28 protein-coding genes are annotated in these 26,854 nt (G+C 63.2%); 17 read left to right on the top strand and 11 right to left on the bottom strand.

The window, feature by feature from the left end:
- Positions 1-33: 33 nt before the first annotated feature.
- The 13 genes from NJH59_RS00140 (at position 34) to NJH59_RS00080 (ending at position 14,194) form a co-directional block, all read left to right on the top strand.
- Complete coding sequence (locus NJH59_RS00140; RefSeq protein WP_253086201.1) at positions 34-2,436, top strand: transporter substrate-binding domain-containing protein; 2,403 nt, start codon at positions 34-36, stop codon at positions 2,434-2,436.
- A gap of 2 nt (positions 2,437-2,438) precedes the next feature.
- The gene (locus NJH59_RS00135) at positions 2,439-3,068 is read left to right on the top strand and encodes a response regulator transcription factor (protein ID WP_043863764.1); all 630 of its coding nucleotides are present in this window, start codon (positions 2,439-2,441) and stop codon (positions 3,066-3,068) included.
- A gap of 270 nt (positions 3,069-3,338) precedes the next feature.
- The gene (locus NJH59_RS00130; RefSeq protein ID WP_043863765.1) at positions 3,339-4,463 is read left to right on the top strand and encodes an ABC transporter ATP-binding protein; all 1,125 of its coding nucleotides are present in this window, start codon (positions 3,339-3,341) and stop codon (positions 4,461-4,463) included.
- Between the two features lie 40 nt (positions 4,464-4,503).
- On the top strand, positions 4,504-5,535 hold the full coding sequence (locus NJH59_RS00125) for an ABC transporter substrate-binding protein (protein WP_054915954.1): 1,032 nt from the start codon (positions 4,504-4,506) through the stop codon (positions 5,533-5,535).
- 65 nt (positions 5,536-5,600) lie between these two features.
- Positions 5,601-6,848 (top strand): ABC transporter permease, encoded by a 1,248-nt coding sequence (locus NJH59_RS00120; RefSeq protein WP_043863767.1) that lies wholly within the window; start codon positions 5,601-5,603, stop codon positions 6,846-6,848.
- 11 nt (positions 6,849-6,859) lie between these two features.
- Positions 6,860-7,687 (top strand): ABC transporter permease, encoded by an 828-nt coding sequence (locus tag NJH59_RS00115; protein ID WP_043863768.1) that lies wholly within the window; start codon positions 6,860-6,862, stop codon positions 7,685-7,687.
- Between the two features lie 160 nt (positions 7,688-7,847).
- Positions 7,848-8,522 carry a ribulose-phosphate 3-epimerase gene (rpe, locus tag NJH59_RS00110; RefSeq protein ID WP_043863783.1) on the top strand — a complete coding sequence of 225 codons (675 nt, stop codon included), beginning with the start codon at positions 7,848-7,850 and terminating at the stop codon, positions 8,520-8,522.
- The gene (locus tag NJH59_RS00105; protein ID WP_043863769.1) at positions 8,519-9,334 is read left to right on the top strand and encodes a phosphoglycolate phosphatase; all 816 of its coding nucleotides are present in this window, start codon (positions 8,519-8,521) and stop codon (positions 9,332-9,334) included. Before rpe ends, NJH59_RS00105 begins: the two co-directional genes overlap by 4 nt.
- Before the next feature lie 70 nt (positions 9,335-9,404).
- Positions 9,405-10,886: an anthranilate synthase component I gene (gene trpE, locus NJH59_RS00100; RefSeq protein ID WP_213606410.1), complete on the top strand. Its 1,482-nt coding sequence runs from the start codon at positions 9,405-9,407 to the stop codon at positions 10,884-10,886.
- A 62-nt stretch (positions 10,887-10,948) separates the two neighbouring features.
- Positions 10,949-11,542: an aminodeoxychorismate/anthranilate synthase component II gene (locus tag NJH59_RS00095; protein WP_043863771.1), complete on the top strand. Its 594-nt coding sequence runs from the start codon at positions 10,949-10,951 to the stop codon at positions 11,540-11,542.
- A gap of 12 nt (positions 11,543-11,554) precedes the next feature.
- Positions 11,555-12,604 carry an anthranilate phosphoribosyltransferase gene (gene trpD, locus NJH59_RS00090; RefSeq protein ID WP_078480906.1) on the top strand — a complete coding sequence of 350 codons (1,050 nt, stop codon included), beginning with the start codon at positions 11,555-11,557 and terminating at the stop codon, positions 12,602-12,604.
- Positions 12,601-13,437: an indole-3-glycerol phosphate synthase TrpC gene (trpC, locus tag NJH59_RS00085; protein ID WP_054915953.1), complete on the top strand. Its 837-nt coding sequence runs from the start codon at positions 12,601-12,603 to the stop codon at positions 13,435-13,437. Before trpD ends, trpC begins: the two co-directional genes overlap by 4 nt.
- A gap of 52 nt (positions 13,438-13,489) precedes the next feature.
- On the top strand, positions 13,490-14,194 hold the full coding sequence (locus NJH59_RS00080) for a lipoate--protein ligase family protein (protein ID WP_054915952.1): 705 nt from the start codon (positions 13,490-13,492) through the stop codon (positions 14,192-14,194).
- Here the strand turns inward: NJH59_RS00080 and crp are convergent.
- The gene (gene crp, locus NJH59_RS00075) at positions 14,191-14,835 is read right to left on the bottom strand and encodes a cAMP-activated global transcriptional regulator CRP (protein ID WP_043859825.1); all 645 of its coding nucleotides are present in this window, start codon (positions 14,833-14,835) and stop codon (positions 14,191-14,193) included. The two genes, NJH59_RS00080 and crp, sit on opposite strands and share 4 nt — an antisense overlap.
- Positions 14,836-15,024: 189 nt before the next feature.
- On the opposite strand from crp, the gene NJH59_RS00070 reads away from it, so the two are divergent.
- Positions 15,025-15,447, top strand: a complete 423-nt coding sequence (locus tag NJH59_RS00070; RefSeq protein WP_043859826.1) for an OsmC family protein — start codon at positions 15,025-15,027, stop codon at positions 15,445-15,447.
- 34 nt (positions 15,448-15,481) lie between these two features.
- Here the strand turns inward: NJH59_RS00070 and NJH59_RS00065 are convergent, their stop codons facing one another.
- The 8 genes from NJH59_RS00065 to hemJ all read right to left on the bottom strand — a co-directional run bounded on the left by NJH59_RS00065 (position 15,482) and on the right by hemJ (position 20,835).
- Positions 15,482-15,937: a hypothetical protein gene (locus tag NJH59_RS00065; protein ID WP_043859827.1), complete on the bottom strand. Its 456-nt coding sequence runs from the start codon at positions 15,935-15,937 to the stop codon at positions 15,482-15,484.
- Positions 15,934-16,974 carry a DUF2157 domain-containing protein gene (locus NJH59_RS00060; RefSeq protein ID WP_078480909.1) on the bottom strand — a complete coding sequence of 347 codons (1,041 nt, stop codon included), beginning with the start codon at positions 16,972-16,974 and terminating at the stop codon, positions 15,934-15,936. Before NJH59_RS00060 ends, NJH59_RS00065 begins: the two co-directional genes overlap by 4 nt.
- Positions 16,971-17,618 carry a 2-polyprenyl-3-methyl-6-methoxy-1,4-benzoquinone monooxygenase gene (gene coq7 / locus NJH59_RS00055; RefSeq protein ID WP_054915949.1) on the bottom strand — a complete coding sequence of 216 codons (648 nt, stop codon included), beginning with the start codon at positions 17,616-17,618 and terminating at the stop codon, positions 16,971-16,973. The genes NJH59_RS00060 and coq7 overlap by 4 nt, the downstream gene beginning before the upstream one ends.
- A 65-nt stretch (positions 17,619-17,683) precedes the next feature.
- The gene (locus tag NJH59_RS00050) at positions 17,684-18,022 is read right to left on the bottom strand and encodes a histidine triad nucleotide-binding protein (RefSeq protein WP_123753462.1); all 339 of its coding nucleotides are present in this window, start codon (positions 18,020-18,022) and stop codon (positions 17,684-17,686) included.
- A gap of 73 nt (positions 18,023-18,095) precedes the next feature.
- On the bottom strand, positions 18,096-18,869 hold the full coding sequence (locus NJH59_RS00045; RefSeq protein WP_043859830.1) for an SDR family oxidoreductase: 774 nt from the start codon (positions 18,867-18,869) through the stop codon (positions 18,096-18,098).
- A 72-nt stretch (positions 18,870-18,941) separates the two neighbouring features.
- Positions 18,942-19,403 (bottom strand): DUF805 domain-containing protein, encoded by a 462-nt coding sequence (locus tag NJH59_RS00040; RefSeq protein WP_052504188.1) that lies wholly within the window; start codon positions 19,401-19,403, stop codon positions 18,942-18,944.
- Between the two features lie 27 nt (positions 19,404-19,430).
- Entirely contained in the window at positions 19,431-20,387 is a 957-nt protein-coding gene (locus NJH59_RS00035; RefSeq protein WP_253086200.1) for a nitronate monooxygenase family protein, read from the bottom strand.
- A 22-nt stretch (positions 20,388-20,409) separates the two neighbouring features.
- The gene (hemJ, locus tag NJH59_RS00030; protein WP_043859832.1) at positions 20,410-20,835 is read right to left on the bottom strand and encodes a protoporphyrinogen oxidase HemJ; all 426 of its coding nucleotides are present in this window, start codon (positions 20,833-20,835) and stop codon (positions 20,410-20,412) included.
- Positions 20,836-20,974: 139 nt separating this feature from the next.
- Between hemJ and argC the strand changes: the two genes are divergently transcribed.
- Positions 20,975-22,009, top strand: coding sequence for an N-acetyl-gamma-glutamyl-phosphate reductase (argC, locus tag NJH59_RS00025; protein WP_043859833.1), 1,035 nt, complete (start codon positions 20,975-20,977; stop codon positions 22,007-22,009).
- A 156-nt stretch (positions 22,010-22,165) separates the two neighbouring features.
- The gene (gene erpA / locus NJH59_RS00020) at positions 22,166-22,516 is read left to right on the top strand and encodes an iron-sulfur cluster insertion protein ErpA (RefSeq protein WP_043859834.1); all 351 of its coding nucleotides are present in this window, start codon (positions 22,166-22,168) and stop codon (positions 22,514-22,516) included.
- A 55-nt stretch (positions 22,517-22,571) separates the two neighbouring features.
- On the opposite strand, the gene NJH59_RS00015 is transcribed toward erpA, so the two are convergent.
- Positions 22,572-23,663 carry an anhydro-N-acetylmuramic acid kinase gene (locus NJH59_RS00015; RefSeq protein WP_043859835.1) on the bottom strand — a complete coding sequence of 364 codons (1,092 nt, stop codon included), beginning with the start codon at positions 23,661-23,663 and terminating at the stop codon, positions 22,572-22,574.
- A 3-nt stretch (positions 23,664-23,666) separates the two neighbouring features.
- Positions 23,667-25,079, bottom strand: coding sequence for a peptidoglycan DD-metalloendopeptidase family protein (locus NJH59_RS00010; protein WP_253086199.1), 1,413 nt, complete (start codon positions 25,077-25,079; stop codon positions 23,667-23,669).
- Positions 25,080-25,289: 210 nt separating this feature from the next.
- On the opposite strand from NJH59_RS00010, the gene tyrS reads away from it, so the two are divergent.
- Positions 25,290-26,489, top strand: coding sequence for a tyrosine--tRNA ligase (gene tyrS / locus NJH59_RS00005; RefSeq protein WP_253086198.1), 1,200 nt, complete (start codon positions 25,290-25,292; stop codon positions 26,487-26,489).
- Positions 26,490-26,854 lie beyond the last annotated feature (365 nt).

Below are 26,854 nucleotides of genomic sequence, written 5' to 3'. Positions count from 1 at the left end.
TCGATGGCGGTCCCTTCATTGACGAGATTCAAGATGATGCGTTTGCGCTGCCTGTTGTTTATCGGCTGCTTGTGCTGGCCCTTTATGGCGAACGCGGAGCAGGCATCCGTACCGGCTGCGGTACGCCTGGCCCCGGCGCAACAGCAATGGCTCGACCAGCACCGCAGCTTGCGGGTAGGCCTGGTGTTGCAGGCCCCGTTCGCGCAGTTCGACCGGCGCCTGCAGCAGCTGTCGGGTGTCAACGTAGAGCTGATGAACTGGCTGGGCAGGGCATTGGACCTGGACCTGACGTGGCGCAACTTCCCCGACCAGGCCGCGCTCGAGCATGCCCTGGCCGGCGGCGAGATCGACCTGGCGCCAGGGCTGACCCAGACCCCGGCCAGCCTGCGTCGCTGGTTGTTCAGCGACCCCTACATGCGCGTACCGCAGTTGATCGTGGGCCCGCGCAACGGCTCGATGGCAGTGGACCTGGAGCGGCTCGCCGAAAACGAGCGAGTGGCGGTGCGCATGCCCAGTTCGCTGGCCGACTATCTGCGCGCGACCTATTCCAACCTGAATCTTCAAGGCGTGCCGGCCGAGCGCCAGGCCTTGCAGCTGTTGCTCAGCGAGCAGGTGCGCTACGCGGTGCTGGATGAAGCGCAGTTGAGCCGGTTGTCGCGCGAGAACGAGTTCAGCGATCTGGTGGTGGTGGGCGACATCGGCTTGCCGCAGTTGCTGCGGGTGGGCTCGCGGCGTGACTGGCCGATGCTGGCCGACATCATCGAGGTCGGCCTGCAGGCCATTCCGGCCAAGGACCTGGAGCAATTGCACAACCGCTGGCTGCAACCCCGCTACCCGCGCCTGAGCGAGTCACCGGGGTTCTGGCAGAACCTGGCGTTGCTGTTCGCAGCGCTGTTCTTCAGTTGCGTCTTCATCGTGATCTGGCAGCGGCGCCAGCAGCAGCAGTTGGAACTCAATCTGCTGGCTGCGCGGGAAAACATCGCCAAGCGCCTGGCCCGCGAAGAGGCGCTGCGCCTGAGCCAGTTCTCCCTCGACCAGAGCACCGTGGGCATCCTGTGGGTGCATTGGGACAGCCATGTGCGCTATGCCAACCGCGCGGTCGAAAGCATGCTCGGCTATACCTCTGGGTCGCTGAACGATCGCCCGCTGATCGATATCGAGCCCAACCTGCACATGGACCGCTGGCTGGACCTGTGGAAGCGTGCACGGGCCAGCGACGAGGCGGCGCAGCGCTTCGAGACCCAGTGCCTGCGCGCCGATGGCAGCCTGGTACCGGTGGATGTGTCGTTGAGCTTCTTGCGCTTTCGCGATGCCGAATACCTGGTGGTGTTCATCAATGACGTCACCGAGCGCCGCCGTGCCCTGGCGGCGCTGCGCGAGAGCGAGGCGCGGCTCAAGGGCATTGCCGGCAACGTGCCGGGGCTGGTGTTCCGGCTGGAACGCAACCCGGCGATCGGCGACCTGGAGTTCCCCTATATCAGCGAAGGCAGCGAGGCCCTGGTCGGCTACTCGCCCATCGAACTGCAGCACCCGGACATGGGCTTGCGCAACCTGGTGCACAGCGAAGACCGCGCCGACTATCACCGCGTGCAGGACCAGGCGCTGGCCACCGACCAGGACTGGTCGTGGCAGGGCCGCATCGTCACGCGCCAGGGTGAGCAGCGCTGGGCCGACATCAAGGCCAGTACCCGCAATCTGCGCGACGGCCGCGTGGTGTGGGACGGGGTGGTATGGGACATCAGCCAGAGCAAGCGCGCCGAGCTGGAACTGGCGCGCTCCCAGGAGCAGCTGCGCGAACTGTCGGCGCACCTGGAGAGCGTGCGCGAGGAAGAGAAAGCGCGGATCGCCCGCGAGGTGCATGATGAGCTCGGGCAGATGCTGACCGTGCTCAAGCTGGAAACCTCGATGTGCGAGCTGGCCTATGCCGGGCTGGACCCGGGCCTGAACGAGCGCCTGGGCAGCATGAAGCGCCTGATCGCGCAGCTGTTCCAGCTGGTGCGCGACGTCGCCACGGCCTTGCGCCCGCCGATTCTGGATGCCGGCATTGCCTCGGCCATCGAGTGGCAGGCCCGGCGTTTCGAGGCCCGCACGCAGATCCCGTGCCTGGTCGAGGTACCGGACAACCTGCCGCCGCTCAGCGACGCCAAGGCCACCAGCCTGTTCCGCATTCTGCAGGAGGCCCTGACCAACGTCATGCGCCACGCCCACGCGCATACTGTGCAGATCAACCTGGGCCTGGACGGTGCGATGCTGTGCCTGACCATCAGCGACGACGGCGTGGGTTTCGTGCAGAGTGACCAGCGCCCGACCTCGTTCGGCCTGGTGGGCATGCGCGAGCGCGTGCTCATGCTGGGCGGCAGCATGCGCCTGGACAGCGAACCGGGCGAGGGCACCACGTTGAGCGTACGCATCCCCCTGAACAACGACAGGAGCTGACAGTGATTCGAGTATTGGTTGCCGAAGACCACACCATCGTGCGCGAGGGCATCAAGCAGTTGATCGGCCTGGCCAAGGACATGCAGGTGGTGGGCGAGGCCGGCAATGGCGAGCAGTTGCTCGAAGCCTTGCGCCACACCGAATGCGAGGTGGTGTTGCTGGATATCTCGATGCCGGGGGTGAACGGGCTGGAGGCGATACCGCGAATTCGCGCGTTGAGCGCGCCGCCGGCGATCCTGGTGCTGTCGATGCATGACGAGGCGCAGATGGCGGCGCGGGCGCTGAAGATCGGCGCGGCGGGGTACGCGACCAAGGACAGTGATCCGGCGCTGCTGCTGACCGCAATTCGCCGGGTGGCGGGGGGCGGGCGCTACATCGATCCGGACCTGGCCGACCGCATGGTGTTCGAGGTGGGGCTGACGGATTCGCGCCCCCTGCACTCGATGCTGTCGGAGCGCGAGTTCTCGGTGTTCGAACGGTTGGCCCAGGGGGCGAACGTCAACGACATTGCCCAGCAGCTGGCGCTGAGCAACAAGACTATCAGCACCCACAAGGCGCGCCTGATGCAGAAGCTGAATGTGACTTCGCTGGCCGAGCTGGTGAAGTATGCGATGGAGCACAAGCTGGTGTGAGTGTTCCAAAAACGACATCGGGTTGATCCCTTCGCTGGCAAGCCAGCCGCCACAGGTTCGGCGTGTACCGACAAACCTTGTGGGGGCTGGCTTGCCAGCGAAGGGGGCAGCACGGCTATCAACGTGTCTGAAAACGCCACCCTTGTAGGGCAATCCCTACCCGCAAGTTTCCATCCGGCTGATGGCATTCTCTCAGCACCCCCGATTTGCGCCACCTTCTGCCTTCTCTAGTCTTGGGTCACAGCAGTCATCCAACAAGAAGGTGCAGGTATGAGTGAGGTGAATTCGAACGCTGCAACCGGCGAAGTGCTGGTCAGCTTCCGTGGTGTGCAGAAGAGCTACGACGGCGAGTCGCTGATCGTCAAAGACCTGAATCTGGATATTCGCAAAGGCGAGTTCCTGACCCTGCTCGGCCCCTCGGGCTCGGGCAAGACCACCAGCCTGATGATGCTGGCAGGGTTCGAAACCCCTACCGCCGGCGAGATCCTGCTGGACGGGCGTTCGATCAACAACGTGCCGCCGCATAAGCGCGACATCGGCATGGTGTTCCAGAACTATGCGTTGTTCCCGCACATGACCGTGGCCGAGAACCTGGCCTTCCCGCTGAGCGTGCGCAACCTGAGCAAGACCGACATCAGCGAGCGGGTCAAGCGCGTGCTGAACATGGTGCAGCTCGAAACCTTCGCCCAGCGCTACCCTGGCCAGCTTTCCGGCGGCCAGCAGCAGCGTGTTGCGCTGGCTCGCGCCCTGGTGTTCGAACCGCAACTGGTACTGATGGACGAACCACTCGGCGCCCTCGACAAGCAGCTGCGCGAACACATGCAGATGGAAATCAAGCACCTGCACCAGCGTCTGGGCGTGACCGTGGTCTACGTGACCCACGACCAGGGCGAAGCGCTGACCATGTCCGACCGCGTGGCCGTGTTCCACCAGGGCGAAATCCAGCAGATCGCCGACCCGCGCACCCTGTATGAAGAGCCGAAGAATACCTTCGTGGCCAACTTCATCGGCGAGAACAACCGTATCAACGGGCGCTTGCTCAGCCAGACCGGCGATCGCTGCCTGGTGGCGCTGCCCCGTGGCGAGAAGGTCGAGGCACTGGCCGTCAACGTCGGCCAGCCGGGCGAGCCGGTCACCCTGTCGATCCGTCCGGAGCGCGTGCGCCTGAACGGTCACAGCGAAAGCTGCGTCAACCGCTTCTCTGGGCGGGTGGCCGAATTCATCTACCTGGGCGACCACGTGCGGGTGCGTCTGGAAGTGTGCGGCAAGGCGGACTTCTTCGTGAAGCAACCCATCGCCGAACTCGACCCGGCCCTGGCCGTGGGCGATGTGGTGCCACTGGGCTGGGAGGTCGAGCACGGTCGCGCACTCGATCCTATTCTGGAAGCCCAGTGAGGATCGCCTCACCCATCCCAGCAACGCGGAGAGAACAATAATGAACAAACACTTGAAGCTGACCGCTCTGACCCTGGGCCTGTTCGCAGCAAGCCAGGCCATCGCCGCCGACCTGACCGTGGTCGCATTCGGGGGGGCCAACAAGGCCGCCCAGGTCAAGGCGTTCTACGAGCCGTGGGAAAAGGCCGGCAACGGCAAGATCATCCCCGCCGACTACAACGGTGAAATGGCCAAGGTCAAGGCCATGGTCGACACCAAGAGCGTGAGCTGGAACCTGGTGGAAGTGGAGTCGCCGGAACTGGCTCGCGGTTGTGACGAAGGCATGTTCGAGCAGCTCGACCCGGCCCTGTTCGGCGATGAGTCCGACTATGTGGCCGGCGCCATCCAGCCGTGTGGCGTGGGCTTCTTCGTGTGGTCGACCGTCATGGCCTACAACGCCGACAAACTCAAGACTGCGCCCACCAGCTGGGCGGATTTCTGGGATACCCAGAAATTCCCGGGCAAGCGCGGCCTGCGCAAGGGTGCCAAGTACACCCTGGAATTCGCGCTGATGGCCGACGGTGTGGCACCTAAAGACGTCTACAAGGTGCTGGGCACCAAGGAAGGCCAGGACCGCGCCTTCAAGAAGCTCGACGCCCTCAAGCCAAACATCCAGTGGTGGGAAGCAGGTGCACAGCCGCCGCAGTACCTGGCCTCGGGCGACGTGGTGATGAGCTCGGCCTACAACGGTCGCATCGCTGCGGTGCAGAAGGAAAGCAACCTGAAGGTGGTATGGAACGGCGGTATCTACGACTTCGATGCCTGGGCCATTCCGAAGGGCGCGAAAAACCTCGAGGACGCCAAGAAGTTCATCGCCTTCTCGATCCAGCCCGAGCAGCAGAAGGTGTTCTCCTCGAACATCGCCTACGGTCCGGCCAACAGCAAGGCCGTGGCGTTGCTGACGGACGAGGTCAAGAAGGACATGCCGACCACGCCGGAGAACATCGCCAATCAGGTGCAGATCGACGTGGTGTTCTGGGCTGACAACAGCGAGCAGCTGGAACAACGCTTCAACGCCTGGGCGGCCAAGTAAGCCGTGCCAATGGGGCGTCGGCATCGTGCTGACGCCTCTTGTTTCCAAGATTTTCGGAGTTCGCTATGGCCATCGCAGTGCCCCTGAACGAAGGCGCAGGTTCCAACCTCAAGAAGCGCCTGGCGCGTGCTGAACGCGTCAACCGCTGGAAGGCAAAAGCATTGATCGCACCGCTGGCAGTGTTTCTGCTGCTGGTTTTCATCGTGCCGATCGCCGCGCTGCTGTACAAGAGCGTCGGCAACCCCGAGGTGGTTGGCGGCTTGCCGCGCACCGTCGCCGCGGTGGCTGAATGGGACGGCAAGAGCCTGCCTGGCGAGGACGTGTACAAGGCCCTCAGCGAAGACCTCGCCGAATCGCGCAAGAATCAGACCCTGGGCGATGTTTCCAAGCGTCTGAACATGGAGCTGGCCGGCTACCGCAGCCTGCTGGCCAAGACTGCCCGGGCCCTGCCGTTCAAGACCGAGCCGCAATCCTACAAGGATGCGTTGCAGGAGCTGGACGAGCGTTGGGGCGACCCGGCCTACTGGCAGGCGATCCGCCGCAACACCAGCAGCGTGACGCCGTTCTACCTGCTGGCCTCGGTGGACCACCGTATCGATGACCTGGGCGAGCTGGCGCCGACCACCCCGGACCAGGCCATCTACCTCGACATCTTTGCCCGCACCCTGTGGATGGGCCTGGTGATCACCGTCATCTGCCTGGCGTTGGCGTACCCGCTGGCCTACCTGCTGGCCAACCTGCCGACCCGGCAGAGCAACCTGCTGATGATCCTGGTGTTGCTGCCGTTCTGGACCTCGATCCTGGTGCGGGTGGCGGCGTGGATCGTGCTGCTCCAGTCCGGGGGGCTGATCAACAGCGGCCTGATGGCGCTGGGGCTGATCGACAAGCCGATGGAACTGGTGTTCAACCGTACCGGCGTGTACATCTCGATGGTCCACATTCTGCTGCCGTTCATGATTTTGCCGATCTACAGCGTGATGAAGGGCATTTCCCCGACCTACATGCGTGCGGCGATCTCGCTGGGTTGCCATCCGTTCGCCAGCTTCTGGCGGGTGTACCTGCCGCAGACCTATGCCGGCGTCGGCGCAGGTTGCCTGCTGGTGTTCATCCTGGCGATCGGCTACTACATCACCCCGGCACTGCTGGGCAGCCCGAACGACCAGATGGTCAGCTACTTTGTCGCCTTCTACACCAACACCAGCATCAACTGGGGCATGGCCACCGCGCTGGGCGGGTTGCTGTTGCTGGCCACCGTGCTGTTGTACCTGATCTATAGCTGGCTGGTTGGCGCAAGCCGCCTGCGTCTGAGCTGAGGAGCGTTGTCATGCTGAGCCCTTACATGTCGCCCGTCGAACGGGTCTGGTACTACAGTTTGCGCATCCTTTGCGGGCTGGTGCTGCTGTTCCTGGTGTTGCCGGTACTGGTGATCATCCCGTTGTCGTTCAACTCGGGGAGCTTCCTGGTGTATCCGCTGCAAGGCTTCTCGCTGCAGTGGTACCAAGACTTCTTCGGTTCGGCCGAGTGGATGCGCGCCCTCAAGAACAGCATCATCGTGGCCCCGGCCGCGACGCTGCTGGCGATGGTGTTCGGCACCCTGGCCTCGATCGGCCTGACCCGTGGCGACTTCCCCGGCAAATCGCTGGTGATGGCGCTGGTGATCTCGCCGATGGTAGTACCGGTGGTGATCATCGGTGTGGCCAGCTACCTGTTCTTCGCCCCGCTGGGCCTGGGCAACAGCTTCACCTCGCTGATTCTGGTGCATGCGGTGCTGGGTGTACCGTTCGTGATCATCACGGTGTCGGCCACCCTGCAAGGCTTCAACCACAACCTGGTACGGGCTGCGGCCAGCCTGGGCGCCTCGCCGGTCACCACGTTCCGCCGGGTGACCCTGCCGCTGATCGCCCCGGGTGTGATCTCGGGGGCCCTGTTCGCCTTCGCGACATCGTTCGACGAGGTGGTGGTGACGCTGTTCCTCGCCGGGCCGGAGCAGGCCACGCTGCCACGCCAGATGTTCAGCGGTATCCGCGAGAACCTGAGCCCGACCATTGCTGCAGCGGCGACCTTGCTGATCGCGTTCTCGGTGGTGCTGTTGCTGACCCTGGAATGGCTGCGCGGGCGTGGCGAGAAGCTGCGTACCCAACAGCCGGGCTGAAACAGATGACCCTTCGCCGGCAGGGCTGGCTCCTGTAGGAGCCGGCCTTGCCGGCGAAGTGGGCACTACCGATCCTGATCCAGGCTTGATGCCAGTCAGCCCCTGACGGTTTGCCTGAGGTACAATGCGCGCCACCGTGATTCTGCCCAACAGGTGCGCCATGCAGCCCTACGCTATTGCCCCCTCCATCCTCTCAGCCGACTTTGCCCGCCTGGGCGAAGAAGTCGACAAGGTGCTCGAAGCCGGCGCCGACATCGTCCACTTCGACGTGATGGACAACCACTACGTTCCCAACCTGACCATCGGCCCGATGGTGTGCAGCGCCCTGCGCAAGTACGGCGTGACCGCGCCGATCGACGCACACCTGATGGTCACCCCGGTGGACCGCATCATCGGCGACTTCATCGAAGCCGGCGCCACCTACATCACCTTCCACCCCGACGCCACCCTGCACGTCGATCGCTCGCTGCAGCTGATCCGTGACGGCGGCTGCAAGGCGGGCCTTGTGTTCAACCCGGCTGCCTCGCTGGATGCGCTCAAGTACGTGATGGACAAGGTCGACATGATCCTGCTCATGAGCGTCAACCCGGGCTTTGGCGGCCAGAAGTTCATTCCGGCCACCCTCGACAAGCTGCGCGAAGCCCGCGCGCTGATCGATGCCAGCGGGCGTGATATCCGCCTGGAGATCGACGGTGGGGTCAACGTCAACAATATCCGGGAAATCGCCGCTGCTGGCGCCGACACCTTCGTGGCCGGCTCGGCGATCTTCAATGCCCCGGACTACAAAGAGGTGATCGCCAGGATGCACGCCGAACTGGCCCTGGCCCGCCCATGAGCGGCTTCGAGCAGCTGTTCCCCGGGGGCCTGCCCAAGCTGGTGATGTTCGACCTGGATGGCACCCTGATCGATTCGGTGCCGGACCTGGCGGCCGCCGTGGATCACATGCTGCTCGAAATGGGCCGCCAGCCCGCCGGTGTCGCTGCCGTGCGCGAATGGGTCGGTAATGGCGTGCAGGTGCTGGTACGCCGCGCCCTGGCCGGCAGCATCGAGCATGCCGGGGTGGACGACGATGAAGCCGCGCGCGGGCTCGAGCTGTTCATGCAGGCCTATGCCGACAACCATGAATTGACGGTGGTCTACCCCGGCGTGCGTGACACCCTCAAGTGGCTGCACAAGCAGGGCGTGGAAATGGCCCTGATCACCAACAAGCCGGAGCGCTTCGTCGCTCCCTTGCTGGACCAGATGAAGATCGGGCGATACTTTCGCTGGATCATCGGCGGCGACACCCTGCCGCAGAAGAAACCCGACCCCGCCGCATTGCTGTTCGTGATGCAGATGGCCAACGTGGCGCCGGCCCAGGCGCTGTTCGTGGGCGACTCGCGCAGTGATGTGCTGGCGTCCCGGGCGGCAGGGGTGCAATGCGTGGCGCTCAGCTACGGCTACAACCATGGCCGCCCGATCAGCGAGGAGTCGCCCGCGCTGGTGATCGATGACCTGCGCGCGCTGCTGCCTGGTTGCTTAGATTCGGCCACTGAGCTAATGTCGGACGATCAATCCCCCCCTGATAGAGATTCCATCGTGGTGGCACCCGGCAAACTCTGGATGAAAGTCATCAAGGCCCTGGCCCGTTGGCGTTGGCGCGCCTGACTTTTTTCTGGCCGGCCTGATCCGGCGCGTTTGCCTGTACGACCTATTGCCCCATTGCCACGAGGCTATCATGACCCGCGAAGAATTCCTGCGCCTGGCCACTGCCGGCTACAACCGCATTCCCCTGGCCTGCGAAACCCTGGCCGACTTCGACACGCCGCTGTCGATCTACCTGAAACTGGCCGACCAGCCCAACTCCTACCTGCTCGAATCGGTGCAGGGCGGCGAGAAGTGGGGGCGTTATTCGATAATCGGCCTGCCATGTCGTACCGTGTTGCGCGTGCATGACCATCAGGTGCGCATCACCCATGACGGTGTCGAGATCGAACAGCATGAAGTCGAAGACCCGCTGGCCTTCGTCGAGGCGTTCAAGGAACGCTACAACGTACCGACCATCGACGGCCTGCCGCGCTTCAACGGTGGCCTGGTGGGGTATTTCGGCTACGACTGCGTGCGCTATGTAGAGAAGCGCCTGGGCAAGTGTCCGAATCCCGATCCGCTGGGCGTGCCGGACATCCTGCTGATGGTGTCGGACGCCGTGGTGGTGTTCGACAACCTGGCCGGCAAGATGCACGCCATCGTGCTGGCCGACCCCGCCCAGGACAACGCCTACGAAAATGGCCTGGCGCGTCTTGAAGAACTGCTCGAACAACTGCGCCAGCCGATCGCCCCGCGTCGCGGCCTGGCCCTGGGTGGCCCTCTGGCTGCTGAGCCGGAGTTTCGTTCAAGCTTCACCCAGGCCGACTACGAACGCGCCGTCGATACCGTCAAGGAGTACATCCTGGCCGGCGACTGCATGCAGGTGGTGCCGTCGCAGCGCATGTCCATCGACTTCAAGGCCGCGCCCATCGATCTGTATCGCGCGTTGCGCTGCTTCAACCCCACGCCGTACATGTACTTCTTCAACTTCGGCGACTTCCATGTGGTGGGCAGCTCGCCGGAAGTGCTGGTGCGGGTCGAAGACAACCTGGTCACCGTGCGCCCGATCGCCGGCACCCGGCCACGTGGTGCCAACGAGGAGGCCGACCGAGCGCTGGAGCAGGACCTGCTGTCGGACGCCAAGGAGATCGCCGAGCACCTGATGCTGATCGACCTGGGCCGCAACGACACCGGCCGCGTTTCCGAAACCGGCTCGGTCAAGGTCACCGAGAAGATGGTGATCGAGCGTTACTCCAACGTGATGCACATCGTGTCCAACGTCACCGGCCAGCTCAAGCAGGGCCTGAGCGCGATGGACGCGCTGCGCGCCATTCTGCCCGCCGGTACCCTGTCGGGGGCGCCGAAGATCCGCGCCATGGAAATCATCGACGAGTTGGAGCCGGTCAAGCGTGGCGTGTACGGCGGCGCCGTCGGCTACCTGGCCTGGAACGGCAACATGGACACCGCCATTGCCATCCGCACCGCCGTGATCAAGGACGGTGAGCTGCATGTGCAGGCCGGTGGCGGCATCGTCGCCGACTCGGTGCCGGCGCTGGAGTGGGAAGAAACCATCAACAAGCGTCGGGCGATGTTCCGCGCGGTAGCCTTGGCTGAACAGACACCGCTCAGCTGAGAAGGGCGCCGCTGCGGCGCAACACAGAATTCAGAGTCGCCAGACTCAAGAGGTTGACCCAGATGTTACTGATGATCGACAACTACGACTCCTTCACCTACAACGTCGTGCAGTACTTCGGCGAGCTGGGTGCAGAGGTCAAGGTCATTCGCAATGACGAACTGACCATCGCCCAGATCGAGGCACTGCAGCCCGAGCGCATTGTGGTGTCCCCTGGCCCGTGCACCCCGACCGAGGCCGGTGTATCGCTCCAAGCCATCCTGCACTTTGCCGGCAAGCTGCCGATCCTGGGCGTGTGCCTGGGCCACCAGTCCATCGGCCAGGCCTTTGGCGGTGATGTGGTACGGGCGCGCCAGGTGATGCACGGCAAGACCAGCCCCGTGTCGCACATCGACCAGGGTGTGTTCGCAGGCTTGAACAACCCGTTGACGGTGACCCGCTACCATTCCCTGGTGGTCAAGCGCGAAACGCTGCCCGAGTGCCTGGAAGTGACTGCCTGGACCACCCTGGACGACGGCTCGGTCGACGAGATCATGGGCCTGCGTCACAAGACACTGAACATCGAAGGGGTGCAGTTCCACCCCGAGTCGATCCTCACCGAGCAGGGCCACGAGCTGTTCGCCAACTTCCTCAAGCAGACCGGCGGCCGCCGCTAAGGATTTGACACCATGGATATCAAGAGCGCGCTGGGCCGCATCGTCGGTCACCTGGACCTGAGCACCGAGGAAATGCGCGATGTGATGCGCGAGATCATGACCGGCCAGTGCAGTGAGGCGCAGATCGGCGCTTTCATGATGGGCATGCGCATGAAGAGCGAAAGCATCGACGAGATCGTCGGTGCGGTATCGGTGATGCGCGAGCTGGCTGACCAGGTACAACTGCAGACCCTGGACCAGGTGGTCGATGTGGTCGGTACCGGTGGCGACGGCGCCAATATCTTCAACGTTTCCACTGCCTCGGCATTTGTCGTGGCCGCTGCCGGCTGCACTGTGGCCAAGCACGGCAACCGTGCGGTATCGGGCAAGAGCGGCAGCGCCGACCTGCTCGAGGCCGCCGGTATCTACCTGAACCTGACGCCGGTGCAGGTCGCGCGTTGCATCGACAGTGTCGGTATCGGCTTCATGTTCGCCCAGACCCACCACAAGGCGATGAAATATGCCGCCGCCCCGCGTCGTGACCTGGGGCTGCGCACGCTGTTCAACATGCTCGGCCCGCTTACGAATCCGGCCGGGGTCAGGCACCAGGTGGTCGGCGTGTTCACCCAGGCATTGTGCCGGCCGCTGGCCGAGGTGCTGCAACGCCTGGGCAGCAAGCATGTGCTGGTGGTGCACTCCAAGGACGGCCTGGACGAATTCAGCCTGGCCGCGCCGACCTTCGTTGCGGAACTGAAGAACGGCGAAATCACCGAGTACTGGGTAGAGCCCGAAGACCTGGGCATGAAGAGCCAGAGCCTGCACGGCCTGGCGGTAGACAGCCCGGTCGCGTCGCTGGAGTTGATTCGCGATGCCCTGGGGCGCCGCAAGACCGAAAACGGTCAGAAGGCGGCAGAAATGATCGTGCTCAATGCCGGCGCTGCGCTGTATGCCGCCGACCATGCCATGAGCCTAAAGCAAGGCGTCGAGCTGGCCCATGATGCACTGCACACCGGGCTGGCGCGAGAAAAGCTCGAAGAGCTGGGCGCCTTTACCGCGGTATTCAAGCAGGAGAATGAAGAGTGAGCGTACCGACGGTTCTGGAAAACATCCTGGCGCGCAAGGTTCAGGAAGTGGCCGAGCGCAGTGCCCGCGTCAGCCTGGCTGAACTCGAGCGCCTGGCGGCCGTCGCCGATGCGCCGCGCGGGTTCGCCAATGCGCTGATCGAGCAGGCAAAGCGCAAGCAGCCGGCAGTGATCGCCGAGATCAAGAAGGCATCGCCGAGCAAGGGCGTGATTCGCGAAGACTTCGTGCCGGCCGACATTGCCGTCAGTTATGAAAAGGGCGGGGCCACCTGCCTGTCGGTGCTTACCGATATCGATTACTTCCAGGGCGCCGATGCATACCTGCAGCAGGCGCGCGCCGCGTGCACGTTGCCGGTGATCCGCAAGGACTTCATGATCGATCCTTATCAGATCGTCGAGGCCCGTGCGCTGGGTGCCGATTGCGTGCTGCTGATCGTCTCGGCACTGGATGACGTGAAGATGGCCGAGCTGGCGGCCACGGCGAAGAGCGTAGGGCTGGATGTATTGGTCGAAGTGCACGACGGCGACGAGCTGGAGCGTGCGCTGAAAACCCTGGATACACCGCTGGTGGGCGTGAACAACCGCAACCTGCACACCTTCGAGGTGAGCCTGGAAACCACCCTCGACCTGCTGCCGCGCATCCCGCGTGATCGCCTGGCAATCACCGAAAGTGGCATTTTCAATCGGGCAGACGTCGAGCTGATGGAGATCAACGAGGTCTACTCGTTCCTGGTGGGCGAAGCGTTCATGCGTGCCGAGCACCCGGGGCTGGAACTGCAGCGCCTGTTCTTCCCCGAGCGCGTGGTGCACAACCCGGCGCAAGGCCTGGACTGATCCACACTGAAGCCGGCGTTGCCGGCTTTTTTGTATCGACAAGGTGGGTGTGATGACTGATCAAGCTGTTGCGGTGACGGTGGAGGCGGGCCTGCAGGCCGAGCAGGATCTGCTGGCGGCTGTGTGCAAGGGCGAAAAGCAACATGGCCTGCTGTTCTGGCAGCCGACGGACCGCGCGCTGGTGATGCCGCGGCGCATGAGCCGGCTGGAAGGTTTCGAGGCCGCCTGCACCGAATTGGCCGTTGCCGGCTGGCCGGTGCTGCTGCGCGAGACCGGCGGTGAGCCAGTGCCGCAGTCGGCTGCGACAATCAATATCGCGTTGGTGTATGTGGCGCCGCGCAGCGAGGGTGATCACGGTCGTATCGAGAAGGCCTACGAGCGGCTGTGCCTGCCGCTTTGCGAGGTGCTGCGCGAATGGGGCGGGCTGGCGTCGGTGGGGGAGATCGAGGGGGCGTTCTGCGATGGGCGCTACAACGTCAACCTCAATGGTCGCAAGCTGGTCGGCACGGCGCAGCGCTGGCGTCAGGGCCTGGGCGGCAAGCGCCCGGTGGTGCTGGTGCATGGCGCCCTGCTGCTGGACAACGAGCGCGAGTCGATGGTGGCGGCAGTCAATCGCTTCAATGAATGTTGCGAGCTTGAGCAGCGCTGCCGCGCCGACAGTCATATCGCCCTGCATGAAGTGGTGCCCCAGGCACCGCTGCTGGCGCGCCTGGAGCAGGCCTACTCGCAGGTGATCGCGGCGATCGAGCGCGATTAACGGGTGCCGAAGACCACCATGGTCTTGCCTTTGACATGCACCAGGTTACGTTCTTCGAGGTCCTTGAGCACGCGGCCGACCATCTCTCGCGAGCAGCCGACGATGCGGCCGATTTCCTGGCGGGTGATCTTGATCTGCATGCCGTCGGGGTGGGTCATGGCATCGGGCTGCTTGCACAGCTCCAGCAGGCAGCGGGCCACCCGACCGGTCACGTCGAAAAACGCCAGGTCGCCGACCTTCTGCGTGGTGTTGCGCAGGCGCTGGGCCATCTGGCTGCCCAGGGCGTAAAGGATGTCCTGGTCCTGGCGGGCCAGTTCACGGAATTTCTCGTAGCTGATTTCAGCCACTTCGCATTCGGTCTTGGCGCGTACCCAGGCGCTGCGCTGGTGTTCCTTGCCGATAGGTTCGAACAGGCCCAGCTCACCGAAAAAATCGCCACTGTTGAGGTAGGCGATGATCATCTCGCGGCCTTCCTCGTCCTCGATCAGGATGGTCACCGAGCCCTTGACGATGAACGACAGGGTATCGGCCCGATCACCAGCGCAGATGATGTTGTTCTTGGCTGCAAAGCGGCGACGCTGGCAGTGGGCGAGCAACTTGTCGATGTTCTTGATCTTGGCTGGAAGGGTTGTTGCAACCATGGCTGAATCCTGGAAAGACGCGACGCGTGGGCATTCTTGTCGACCGCTGGGCGCGGGTGCCAGCAGTTTGGCGCCAGCTTATCAGACGCCTGTAGGTGTATCGGCATATTTACTCGAACGCTTAGCCTTTTCGCACGTGCGCGCAAGGTCTAAGCTGACAGCCTTTTTCAAAGCAAGGGAATCCGGGTGATGAAGGCGCGTATCCAGTGGGCAGGCGAAGCCATGTTTCTTGGCGAATCGGGCAGTGGCCATGTAGTGGTCATGGATGGTCCACCCGAGAGTGGTGGGCGCAACCTGGGCGTGCGGCCGATGGAGATGCTCCTGCTGGGCCTGGGTGGCTGCAGCAATTTCGACGTGGTGAGCATTCTGAAGAAATCGCGCCAGGCGGTAGAGAGCTGTGAGGCGTTTCTCGAGGCCGAGCGGGCCGACGAGGACCCCAAGGTGTTCACAAAGATTCATCTGCGCTTTGTGGTCAAGGGCCGCGGCCTGAAGGAGGCCCAGGTCAAGCGCGCGGTGGAGTTGTCGGCCGAGAAGTACTGCTCGGCATCGATCATGCTGGGGCGCGCCGGGGTCGAGATCACCCACGCCTACGAGATTGTCGAGCTGGGTTGATCGTTGCGTGGCCATTCGCCGGTAACGCCGGCTCCTACAGGCGGATGCCGCGTCCCTTATAGGAGCCAGCCTTGCTGGCGAAGCGCTCCAGCGCAAACAGCAGCATCAGCCCCGGTACCAGCGCCAGCAACCACCAGTGCAGGTTCAGCACCAGCAGCCCGAGTACTTCGCTTGTGCTCCAGGTATTGCCGAACGCGGTGGAGAACAGCTCGCACAGCAGCCAGGCACTGACGGCCGCAATGGCAGCAAACACGCCGCCCAATACGCGGCGCCGGCGGATGATGCTGCCCAGCAACACGAACAGCAGCATTCCGGGTACACAGAACAGCGCCAGATCCAGCGCGCTGTTGTCGGAATCGCCCAGATAGGGCAGCGACATGCTGAAGGGCGTTTCGCGCAGGCTTGCGGTCATCGCCAAGATGAACAGGTAGCCCACCAGCACCAACCCCATGCTTTGCAGCGCTCGAATCAGCAGCAGGCGCACCCTCATCGACGAAGCCCCGGCAACAGGTCGAGCAGGCCGTTCGGCAGCAGTGCGCGAAGGTTTGTACTCAGACGTTCGCGATGCTTCTGGTAGAGCAGGCCAAGGCCGATGACCCCCAGGCCGATCATGCTCAGCACTACCGGGAACAGCAGCGAGTCGGCGAATACGTCATACGACAGGTAGCCAAGGTAGGCCGAAACGCCCATGGCCCCGAACACCATGAACAATGGCCGGCGCAGCAGCACGGCGACCGCCATCAGCCCCAGGTTGATCAGGCAGTACAGCGCCTTGCCGAACTCGCTGTCACTGTCCATCGAGGTCAGCCCGCCCCAGAAGGCCAGCAGCCCGGCCAGATAACCCCAGAACGCATAGTCCTCGCGGGTTCGGCCATCGATGCCGAGGAACACCAGCAACAGACCGAGGCCGAACCATAGCGAAACCTTCTGGCGTTGCGCCCAGTTGAACGGCTCGCCGTAGATCCACTCGGTCAGGTCCATCGACATGAACCACAGCGCCACGGCGATGGGCATCACGATGAACGGGAAGGGGATCAGGCGCAGCATCAGCAGGCCGGCGATCACGGTGGCCGCTTCCATCAGCAGCCAGCCGCCTTGCACGTAGGTGTAGTAGCTGTGGTAGTGAGTCTGGGTATCGTCCAGGGGCCAGAAGCCGGTAAGGCGCTCGAGGGCGAACACCGCCAGCGGTACGATGCTGACCGCCACCGCTGCCAGCAGACCGGCAGGAATACGCTGGCCGCGACGCTGAAGTGCCAGGCCACCGCCGGTCAACACGGCCATGTAGGCCAGCGCGATCAGCAACAGTGCGCTGTCGCCGATGCGCATCCAGGCCTCGCTCAGCAGCCAGCCCATGGCCCCCATGATCAGCAGGGCGCCGAAGTAGAACGCGACATGGGCCAGCTGGAAGCTGGGCCGTTGTGCGGGCTGGCGCTTGAGGAATTCAAGCAGGGCCTTGTCCTGGCCCGGGTTCAGTACGCCGGCATCGACGGCGCGGGCCAGGTCCCTGGCATCGAAGTGTTCCATCAGATTCGATAGGTGCTCTTGGTCATGACCTTGGCCATCAGGCTCATGCCGAACTTGACCGGTGCGGGGAAGCGAAAGCCGCCAGCATCCAGTGCCGACTCGGCGTGCTGCTCTTCATCGACGCGCATCTGTTCGAGGATTGCGCGGGACTTTTCGTCCTCGGCCGGGATCTGTTCCAGGTGCTCGTCCAGGTGCTTGCACACCTGGTGCTCGGTGGCCGCGACGAAACCGAGGCTGACCTTGTCGCTGATCAGGCCGGCGACAGCGCCGATGCCGAACGACATGCCATAGAACAGCGGGTTGAGAACGCTCGGGTGGCTGCCCAGTTGGCGGATGCGCTGCTCGCACCAGGCCAGGTGGTCGATTTCTTCCTCGGCGGCATGTTCCATCGCCTTGCGTACCTGCGGCAGCTTGGCAGTCAGGGCCTGGCCCTGGTACAGCGCCTGGGCACAGACTTCACCGGTGTGGTTGATGCGCATCAGGCCGGCGACGTGGCGGGTCTGGTCGTCGCTCAGGTCGGCGTCTGGCTGGATGATCGCAGGCGACGGGCGGGACGGTTGGCCGCTGAAGGGGAGCAAGGTGCGCATGGCGGTATCGGCCTGCAGCAACAAGCGGTCGAGCGGCGAATAGTGACGTTCGGTAGCCATCGGGCACCTCCGCAAGAATGTGCCCGACAGTTTAACCCAATCCAGATGACAGGGCTTGCGTTGGATCAGCCCGGGGGCCAGGTCATCTGGCGCTGGCCGAGCACGTGCATGTGGATGTGGTAGACGGTCTGCCCACCCTGCTCGTTGCAGTTCATCACCACGCGGAAACCGTCCTCGCAACCCAGTTCCCTGGCCAGTCGCTGGGCGGTGAACAGGATATGACCGGCCAGACCCTTGTCTTCTTCGGTGAGGTCGTTGAGGGTGCGGATCGGCTTTTTCGGGATGACCAGAAAGTGCACCGGCGCCTGGGGGGCGATATCGTGGAAGGCCAGAACCTGGTCGTCCTCGTAGATGATCCTGGCCGGAATCTCCCGGTTGATGATCTTGGTGAACAGAGTTTCCACAACGCTTGCTCCATGGTGGGGTTCGGGCTTGAGTGTACTCAGGCGCCGCTTGCTCGCCCAGTGCCGATTCGCTTCAGCGTGGGCAGTAGGCCCGGTTGATTGCGCCGGCCAGCTTGCGCGCAAGCCAGCGTGACAGCCAACGCGGGCTGGCGGCCAGCCAGCGGTTGCGCCGACCGGGGATGATCAGTGCGCGGTTCTTTTCCAGTGCGCGCACGGTGTACAGGGCCACTTCCTCGGGGCTCATGCAGCGGTTGCCGTTGTCCAGCCGGGGGATGCGCCGCAGCGGCGATCGAACCGGGCCGGGGCATAACACCGAAACCTTGATACCGGTCTGCTTGAGTTCCTCGCGCAGGCCTTCGGAAAAATGCAGCACATAAGCCTTGCTCGCCGCATAGGTGGTCATCCAGGGGCCGGGAGCGAAGGCGGCCAGCGACGCGACATTGAGGATCTGCCCGCCACCCTGCACCGCCATCGCGTTGCCCAGCGCATGGCACAGGCGGGTGAGGGCGAGGATGTTGACCTCGATGATGTCCTGCTCGTCGCCCCATTCCTGGGCCAGGAAGTGCCCGTAGGTGCGGATGCCGGCGCAGTTGACCAGCAGGTCGATCTGTCTGTCACCTTCCTCGAGCTCCAGCAGAAAGCCGGACAGGCGCAATGGCTCGCCCAGGTCGCAGGCGCGCAGTAGCACTTCCACGCCGAAGCGCTGGGTCAGTTCCAGGGCGATGCTTTCCAGCAGGTCGCGCTGCCGGGCCACCAGTATCAGGTTGCGCCCCCGGCGCGCGAGGGCCTCGGCCAATGCCAGGCCCAGGCCACTGGAGGCGCCGGTGATCATGGCGTAACGGGTCATGCAGTTCTCCAATCGGCAGGGGGCGGTGCGGCTGGCGCCTAGTTTACAGACTGGAGCAGGTAAAGGCTGCGGTCAGCCGTTGAGGGCAGTCATGTAGATACCCCACGCCATGAACGGTATCCACAGCGAGGCCACCACGATAACCGCCTTGGTGTTGGGGGGCGGTGGCGGCCCGTAACGATTACTGGCGGGGTTGCCGGGAATCAACAGCAGGGCCAGGAAAACCAGGTTGCCGATGTAGTAGGGGATCAGGGTCAACAGGCTGTACCAGCCATTGAAGCCCAGGTCGTTCATGCGCCGGGCGATGAACACCAGGCTGAAGATCTTGGCGGCCAGCAACATCGGCACGATGGCGGCGGCCAGGTCTTTGGAGAGCGAGGACATCAGTGCGACCAGTAGCACCGTCCCGAACACTGCGCCAATCAGCACCAGGCTCCAGGCCAGTAGCCGCACCCTGCCAATGCGGCCGCGCACGCTCATGACCCTGAGCTTTTCGTTGTTCAGTTGAAGGGGGTTGATGTAGGTGTCGCGCATCGGGCTTCCTTTGCCGTTGAGAGTGGTTCAGCCAGGCCGGTGCTGGCCCAGCTGGATCGCCGCGGCCTGGGCCTGGCGGTATTCGTGGTCGAGTCGAGCGATCAGTTGATCAACCGTGCCCAGGCTGTCGATGGCGCCGACGCCCTGGCCGGCGGACCATACGGTCTTCCAGGCCTTGGCCTCGTCATCCAGTGGCTTGAGCCGGCTTTCGCCCGACTTGCCCAGAGCGTTGAGGTCGAACCCGGCGTTTTCCAGGCTCTGGCGCATGAAGCTGGCCGGCACCCCGGACACTGCGGCGGTGTGGATGATATCGGCTGCCTTGGCATCCAGCAGCATTTGTTTGTAGGCGTCAGGCGCCTGGCTTTCGGTACTGCCAATGAAGTGGGTGCCCATGTACGCGAGATCCGCGCCCAGCAGTTGCGCGGCCAGAACTTCGTGACCGCTGTTCAGGCAGCCTGCCAGCAGCAGCGTCTTGTCGAAGAACTGGCGAATTTCGGTAATCAGGGCAAAAGGACTCCACGTACCGGCGTGACCACCGGCTCCCGCCGCCACGGCGATCAGGCCGTCCACGCCGGCCTCGGCGGCTTTCTCGGCATGGCGCCGGGTGGTCACGTCATGGAACACCAGGCCGCCATAGCCGTGGACGGCATCGACCACTTCCTTTGCCGCACCCAGGCTGGTGATGACGATGGGCACGCGGTGCTCGATGCAGATCGCAAGATCGGCCTGCAGGCGCGGGTTGCTGGGGTGCACGATGAGGTTCACCGCATAGGGCGCGGGGTTGTCGAGCCCGGCCAGGCCCGCCTCTATCTGCTCCAGCCAGGCCCTGAAGCCGGCACTGTCACGCTGGTTGAGCGCCGGGAAGCTGCCCACCACGCCATTGCTGCAGCAGGCCAGGACCAGCTGTGGATTGGAAATCAGGAACATCGGCGCTACCACCACGGGCAGGCGCAGGCGTTGTTCAAGCAGGGCGGGCAATGACATGGCGGGCTCTCGGAGTGGAGGATCAGAACGGTTTGACCACGACCAGGATGACGATGAGCAACAGGATGACCACAGGCACTTCATTGAACCAGCGGAAGTACACATGGCTGCGGGTGTTTTCGCCGCGCGCGAAGCGCTTCACGTTGGCGCCGCACATGTGATGGTAGCCGGTCAGCAGAATGATCAGGGTCAGCTTGGCGTGCATCCAGCCCTGCTTGAGGAAGTCGGGGTTGAGGCTGAGCAGCCAGATGCCGAACACGAAAGTCGCGATCATTGCCGGGCCCATGATGCCGCGGTACAGCTTGCGCTCCATGGTGACGAAGCGTTCCTGGCTGATGGTGTCCTGGCTCTGGGCGTGATAGACGAACAGGCGAGGGAGGTAGAACAGGCCGGCAAACCAGCAGACGACACTGACGATGTGCAGGGCTTTGATCCAGAGAAACAGCATTTTTAGGTAGTCCTTCAGGTTCACGGTCGTCAGATAGTAGTGGCTTGTGTGTGCAGGCGTCACCCGAACGGTTGTTACCAAGGCTGTGGGCCCATATTATCCGTGGTTTTCCAGTCGGTTCGTTGAAAGGGGCAGGTATATGGTCAAGGTCGGTATCGTCGGCGGCACGGGTTACACCGGTGTCGAGCTGCTGCGTCTGTTGGCACAGCATCCACAGGCTGAAGTGGCAGTCATCACCTCGCGTTCCGAAGCGGGCCTGCCGGTGGCCGAGATGTACCCGAACCTGCGTGGCCACTACGACAACCTGGCTTTCAGCGTGCCGGACACCAAGACCCTGGCGGCCTGTGACGTGGTGTTCTTCGCCACCCCGCACGGCGTGGCCCATGCACTGGCCGGCGAGTTGCTGGCAGCCGGCACCAAGGTCATCGACCTGTCGGCCGACTTCCGACTGCAGGACGCCGATGAGTGGGCGCAGTGGTACGGCCAGCCCCACGGCGCGCCAGAGCTGCTCAAGGATGCGGTGTATGGCCTGCCGGAAGTGAACCGCGAGCAGATCCGCAGCGCCCGCCTGATCGCCGTGCCGGGTTGCTACCCCACCGCGACCCAGCTGGGGTTCCTGCCGTTGCTGGAAGCGGGCATTGCTGATGCCTCGCGCCTGATTGCCGACTGCAAGTCTGGGGTCAGTGGTGCGGGCCGCGGTGCCAGCGTTGGCTCGCTGTTCTGTGAAGCCGGTGAAAGCATGAAAGCCTACGCGGTGAAAGGCCACCGCCATCTGCCCGAGATCCGTCAGGGCCTGCGCCGGGCAGCCGGTGGTGATGTCGGCCTGACGTTCGTGCCTCACCTGACGCCGATGATCCGCGGTATTCATTCGACCTTGTATGCCACCGTCGCCGACACCTCGGTCGACCTGCAGGCGCTGTTCGAAAAACGCTACGCCAATGAGCCGTTCGTCGACGTGATGCCAGCCGGCAGCCACCCGGAAACCCGCAGCGTGCGCGGGGCCAACGTATGCCGCATTGCCGTGCATCGCCCGCAAGGGGGTGATCTGGTGGTGGTGTTGTCGGTAATCGACAACCTCGTGAAGGGGGCCTCGGGCCAGGCGGTACAGAACCTGAACATTCTGTTCGGTCTGGACGAGCGTATGGGCCTGTCCCACGCCGGGCTGCTGCCTTAAGGCGCAACCGGCAGACTGCAAGCGGGCATAGGGCGGCATTTGCCGCTTGTCGCTTGCGGCCTGCCGCTGCTTCTATTGTTGACCGATTTTCTCGGAGAAGCGGATAATGCGCGTCATCACGCATTAAGGCGGCAACAGCGCCGGGAGAAAGTCAGCATGAGCGTCGAATCCTTCACCCCCACGATTTTGCAATTCACGCAGGGTGCCGCGCACAAGGTGAAGACCCTGGTCGATGAAGAGGGCAATGATCGCCTCAAATTGCGCGTGTTCGTGACCGGTGGCGGTTGCTCGGGCTTCCAGTACGGCTTCACCTTCGACGAAGATGTGGCTGAAGACGACACCATCGTCGAGCGCGAGGGTGTTGCCCTGGTGGTCGACCCGATGAGCTTCCAGTACCTGGCGGGCGCGGAAGTGGACTACCAGGAAGGTCTGGAAGGTTCGCGTTTCGTCATCAAGAACCCGAACGCCACCACCACCTGCGGTTGCGGCTCTTCGTTCTCGATCTGAGTTACAGGCAGTACTGCTGACGCCGCGCCTCTGCGCGGCGTTTTGCTGTGTGCGTTCAGGCGGGGTAGATCGCGCCCAGAACGCGCAGGCCCTTGGCGCCAGTAACACTGGGGCGGTTGGCGGCGATGCCCTCCAGGCAGCAGTGTGCCAGCCAGGCGAAGGCCATGGCTTCCACCCAGTCTGGATCGACGCCGTTGATGGCAGTGCTGCTGACCCGGGCGTTGGGCAGCAGGCAGGCCAGACGCTTCATCAGTGTGCCGTTGTGGGCGCCGCCGCCACAGACCAGCAGCGCCTGGGTGGCTGTCTGCGCCGCCTGCAGCGAGCTGACGATGCTATGGGCGGTAAGCTCGAGCAGGGTGGCCTGCACGTCGGCATCGCTGCCGGGGGGCTGGCCGGCCAGGTGCTTGCGCAGCCATGTCAGGTTGAACACCTCGCGGCCGGTACTCTTGGGACCGGTGCCGGCAAAGAACGGATCGCTGAGCAGGCTGGCGAGCAGCCCGGGGATGACGTGGCCTGTGGCCGCCCAGGCGCCGTCGGCATCATAGCCGTGACCTTGTTTCTCGTTGATCCAGGCATCCAGCAGTACGTTGCCCGGGCCACAGTCGAAGCCGCTGACCGGCTTGCCGGTCTCGATCAGGCTCAGGTTGCTGAAGCCGCCGACGTTGAGTACTGCCAGGCGCTCGCCCTGATTGTCGAACAGCGCTTCGTGAAAGGCCGGCACCAAGGGGGCCCCCTGGCCGCCGGCAGCCACGTCGCGGCGGCGAAAATCGCTGACCACTGTAATCCCGGTCAGCTCTGCCAGCAGCGCCGGGTTTCCGATCTGCACGGTGAAGCCCTGGGCAGGCTCGTGGCGAATGGTCTGTCCGTGGCTGCCAATAGCGCGGATATCTGCAGGCTGCAGGTGCTGTTCGGCCAGCAATTGCTGAATGCCCTCGGCGGCCAGTCTCACCCAGGCAGCCTCGGCCAGGGCGGCGCGGGCAATTTCGTCGGGGCCGCTGGCGCACAGCGCGAGCAAGTCGTCGCGCAGCGCCTGGGGCATCGGAATGTAATGGGTAGCGAGCAGCGTGAGACGCTGCTCCTGTCTGATCAAGGCGATGTCCAGGCCATCGAGGCTGGTGCCGGACATCACTCCCAGATACAGGGCCATGGCTTAGCGCTTGGCCGAGGCCAGCATGGTGGCCTTCTCTTGTTCCATGCGCGCCATCAGCGGCTGGCTTTGCTGCAGGAAGCGCTGGCGTTCAGCCTTGGCGATCGGATCGGCCATTGGCAGCTTCTGTCCGAGCGGGTCGACGTGCACGCCATTGACCTGGAACTCGTAGTGCAGGTGCGGCCCGGTGGACAGCCCCGTGGTGCCGATGTAGCCGATCACCTGGCCCTGCTTGACCGTGCCGCCGGTCTTGATGCCCTTGGCGAAGCCCTGCATGTGCCCGTACAGGGTCTGGTAGGTATTGCCGTGCTTGATGATCACGGTGTTGCCGTAGCCTCCACGACGACCGGCCAGCAGTACCTTGCCGTCACCGGCGGCCTTGATCGGCGTGCCGCGCGGCGCTGCATAGTCGACGCCCTTGTGGGCGCGGATCTTGTTCAGGATAGGGTGCTTGCGACCTGCCGAGAAGCGCGAGCTGATGCGGGCGAAGTCCACCGGGGTACGAATGAACGCCTTGCGCATGCTATTGCCGTCGGCGGTGTAGTAGCTGGTATTGCCCTGCTTGTTGGTATAGCGCACCGCAGTGAAGCTCTTGCCGCGGTTGGTGAAACGTGCCGACAGGATGTTGCCGTTGCCGACCACCTTGCCATTGACCACTTTCTGTTCGTAGATCACGTCGAATTCGTCACCCTGGCGGATGTCCTGGGCGAAGTCGATGTCGTAGCCGAAGATGCGGGCCATGTCCATGGTCAGCGAATGGTTCAGGCCGGCACGCTGCGCGGAAGCCGACAGCGAACTCTTGATGACGCCGTGCACGTAGGCCGAGCGAACCACAGGCTTGGTGATTTCACGGTTGAAGGCATAGCCCTTGTCGCCCTTGGTCAGGCGGATGGTCTCGAGATCGCTGACCTTGCTGTGCAGGCTGGCCAGTTGGCCGTCCTTGTCCAGTTCGATTTCCAGTACCTGGCCATGCTTGAGCTGGCTGAATTGCTTGGCCTGCTTGTTGCTGGCAAGCACCTCGTGCACCACATTGGCCGGCAGGCCGACCCTGGCGAACAGTGTCGACAGGGTGTCGCCACGGGCCACGGTGACTTCGCGGTGGCTTGGATCCTTGGCGGGTTCGGCAGTTGGGGTGGGTTCGGTCTTGGCGGTTTCTTCGGTGGGCGCGGGGGCAGTGTCAATCTGGGCGAACGGCGAGGCGGTGGTTTCTTCGCGGACGTCGGCCTGGGTGGTTTCCTGTTGCTTCAGCTGCTCGGCAGGGGATTCCAGCTCGAGGTTAAGGGTGGTTTTCTTGGCTTCGACCTCGCTGGAGGGGAACACCAGCAAGGCCAGGCTGAGCAGGGCGGCGATACCGCTGGCGGCCAACAGGTGGCTCTTCGGATAAAGCGGAGGCGCTTTAGTCGGTTCGTTGGTCATAGGTAGATTGACTTTGAAAAAGATGGATTGGAAAAGATGAATGACATGATGAAGATGAAATAACTGTATAAAATATAACCAAATCCCCTTCAGCGCAAGCGCGCAGACGTCATCAGTCGGGTGTGCGGTCACATCCGGGGCAAAAACTTGTATTTGATGGCTGATCTTGTATGGTTGGGGCCCTTTGAATCTGAGCCTTGCGGGTCTGTTATGAAGTCGGTTGAAGAGCAGCTAGCGCTGATCAAGCGTGGTGCGGAAGAGGTACTGGTCGAGGCCGAACTGGTCGAGAAGCTCAAGCGCGGGCAACCGCTGCGGATCAAGGCGGGTTTCGACCCGACTGCGCCGGATCTGCACCTGGGGCACACCGTCCTTATTAACAAGCTGCGCCAGTTCCAGGAACTGGGGCATCAGGTGATCTTCCTGATCGGCGACTTCACCGGCATGATCGGTGACCCGAGCGGCAAGAGCACCACGCGCCCGCCGCTGACCCGCGAGCAGGTGCTGGAGAACGCCGAGACCTACAAGCAGCAGGTGTTCAAGATTCTTGATCCGGCCAAGACCGAGGTTGCGTTCAACTCTACCTGGATGGACGCGCTGACCCCGGCCGACTTCATTCGCCTGGCTTCACAGTACACCGTGGCGCGCATGCTCGAGCGCGACGACTTCGACAAGCGCTATACCAGCAACCAGCCGATCGCGATTCACGAGTTCCTCTATCCGCTTGTGCAGGGCTATGACTCGGTGGCGCTGAAGGCCGATGTCGAGCTGGGCGGTACCGACCAGAAGTTCAACCTCCTGATGGGGCGCGAGCTGCAGCGTGGCTACGGCCAGGAGGCGCAGAACATCGTCACCATGCCATTGCTCGAAGGGCTGGATGGCGTGAAGAAGATGTCCAAGTCGCTGGGTAACTATGTAGGTATCCAGGAAGCGCCAGGGGTGATGTACAGCAAGCTGGTGTCGATCCCTGATACGTTGATGTGGCGTTACTTCGAGCTGCTGAGCTTTCGCTCCATGGAAGAGATCGATGGGTTCCGTGCTGAAGTGGCTGCTGGTGCCAACCCGCGGGATATCAAGATCAAGCTGGCTGAAGAGATCGTGGCACGCTTCCATGGTGAGGAGGCTGCGGCCAATGCCCACCGCGCAGCGGGTAATCGCATGAAGGATGGCGAGCTGCCGGAGGACCTGCCGCAGATCGACGTGCTGGCTGCCGAGGCCATGCCGATTTCTGCTGTGCTGAACAAGGCGGGCCTGGTCAAGAACTCGGCGGCAGCCCGTGATCTGCTGGCGGCAGGAAGCGTGAAGGTCGATGGTGAGGTCGTTGATCGTGGCTTCGTCTTCGAGCTGGGCTCCACCCATGTGTGTCAGGCGGGCAAGAAGGCGTTTGCACGTATCAGTCTGAAGGCTGAATAAAGAGAGGGCGGCGTAAGCCGCCCTTCCTATATAGAGAAGGGCTGGTTTGCTTTGTTTTGCGAAAGTTTCAAATTAGCCCTTGACGCACGATTTAATCTCTCTATAATTCGCCCCACTTCCGGCGCAGTCGGAACGAAAAACTTCTTGAATATCAACGAGTTGGACGTTTCAGGTCGGGCTGGAGGTGCTTCGATCGAAAGATCAGCAGCGGTGAAAAAGGTGGTTGACAGCAGGTTGTAACGCTGTAGAATTCGCCTCCCGCTACGAGAGATCGAAGCGAGTCAAGTGTTTGAAGTGAAACGAAAAACTTCAAAATAAACGCTTGACAGACTCTGAGGAAAGCGTAGAATGCGCGCCTCGGTTGA

It is taken from the genome of Pseudomonas sp. VE 267-6A (assembly GCF_024126555.1).
GTDB classification, from domain to species: Bacteria; Pseudomonadota; Gammaproteobacteria; order Pseudomonadales; family Pseudomonadaceae; genus Aquipseudomonas; species Aquipseudomonas palmensis.
Note: the sequence above shows the minus strand (reverse complement) of the source record. Positions and strands in the feature narration are given on the sequence as shown.

Bases quoted from the DNA above. Each gene is read 5' to 3' on its own strand.
- NJH59_RS00140 (WP_253086201.1), top strand. From the start codon at position 34: ATGATGCGTTTGCGCTGCCTGTTGTTTATCGGCTGCTTGTGCTGGCCC.
- NJH59_RS00130 (WP_043863765.1), top strand. From the start codon at position 3,339: ATGAGTGAGGTGAATTCGAACGCTGCAACCGGCGAAGTGCTGGTCAGC.
- NJH59_RS00125 (WP_054915954.1), top strand. From the start codon at position 4,504: ATGAACAAACACTTGAAGCTGACCGCTCTGACCCTGGGCCTGTTCGCA.
- NJH59_RS00120 (WP_043863767.1), top strand. From the start codon at position 5,601: ATGGCCATCGCAGTGCCCCTGAACGAAGGCGCAGGTTCCAACCTCAAG.
- NJH59_RS00115 (WP_043863768.1), top strand. From the start codon at position 6,860: ATGCTGAGCCCTTACATGTCGCCCGTCGAACGGGTCTGGTACTACAGT.
- rpe (WP_043863783.1), top strand. From the start codon at position 7,848: ATGCAGCCCTACGCTATTGCCCCCTCCATCCTCTCAGCCGACTTTGCC.
- NJH59_RS00105 (WP_043863769.1), top strand. From the start codon at position 8,519: ATGAGCGGCTTCGAGCAGCTGTTCCCCGGGGGCCTGCCCAAGCTGGTG.
- trpE (WP_213606410.1), top strand. From the start codon at position 9,405: ATGACCCGCGAAGAATTCCTGCGCCTGGCCACTGCCGGCTACAACCGC.
- NJH59_RS00095 (WP_043863771.1), top strand. From the start codon at position 10,949: ATGTTACTGATGATCGACAACTACGACTCCTTCACCTACAACGTCGTG.
- trpD (WP_078480906.1), top strand. From the start codon at position 11,555: ATGGATATCAAGAGCGCGCTGGGCCGCATCGTCGGTCACCTGGACCTG.
- NJH59_RS00080 (WP_054915952.1), top strand. From the start codon at position 13,490: ATGACTGATCAAGCTGTTGCGGTGACGGTGGAGGCGGGCCTGCAGGCC.
- crp (WP_043859825.1), bottom strand. From the start codon at position 14,835: ATGGTTGCAACAACCCTTCCAGCCAAGATCAAGAACATCGACAAGTTG.
- NJH59_RS00070 (WP_043859826.1), top strand. From the start codon at position 15,025: ATGAAGGCGCGTATCCAGTGGGCAGGCGAAGCCATGTTTCTTGGCGAA.
- NJH59_RS00065 (WP_043859827.1), bottom strand. From the start codon at position 15,937: ATGAGGGTGCGCCTGCTGCTGATTCGAGCGCTGCAAAGCATGGGGTTG.
- coq7 (WP_054915949.1), bottom strand. From the start codon at position 17,618: ATGGCTACCGAACGTCACTATTCGCCGCTCGACCGCTTGTTGCTGCAG.
- NJH59_RS00045 (WP_043859830.1), bottom strand. From the start codon at position 18,869: ATGACCCGTTACGCCATGATCACCGGCGCCTCCAGTGGCCTGGGCCTG.
- NJH59_RS00040 (WP_052504188.1), bottom strand. From the start codon at position 19,403: ATGCGCGACACCTACATCAACCCCCTTCAACTGAACAACGAAAAGCTC.
- NJH59_RS00035 (WP_253086200.1), bottom strand. From the start codon at position 20,387: ATGTCATTGCCCGCCCTGCTTGAACAACGCCTGCGCCTGCCCGTGGTG.
- hemJ (WP_043859832.1), bottom strand. From the start codon at position 20,835: ATGCTGTTTCTCTGGATCAAAGCCCTGCACATCGTCAGTGTCGTCTGC.
- argC (WP_043859833.1), top strand. From the start codon at position 20,975: ATGGTCAAGGTCGGTATCGTCGGCGGCACGGGTTACACCGGTGTCGAG.
- erpA (WP_043859834.1), top strand. From the start codon at position 22,166: ATGAGCGTCGAATCCTTCACCCCCACGATTTTGCAATTCACGCAGGGT.
- NJH59_RS00015 (WP_043859835.1), bottom strand. From the start codon at position 23,663: ATGGCCCTGTATCTGGGAGTGATGTCCGGCACCAGCCTCGATGGCCTG.
- NJH59_RS00010 (WP_253086199.1), bottom strand. From the start codon at position 25,079: ATGACCAACGAACCGACTAAAGCGCCTCCGCTTTATCCGAAGAGCCAC.
- tyrS (WP_253086198.1), top strand. From the start codon at position 25,290: ATGAAGTCGGTTGAAGAGCAGCTAGCGCTGATCAAGCGTGGTGCGGAA.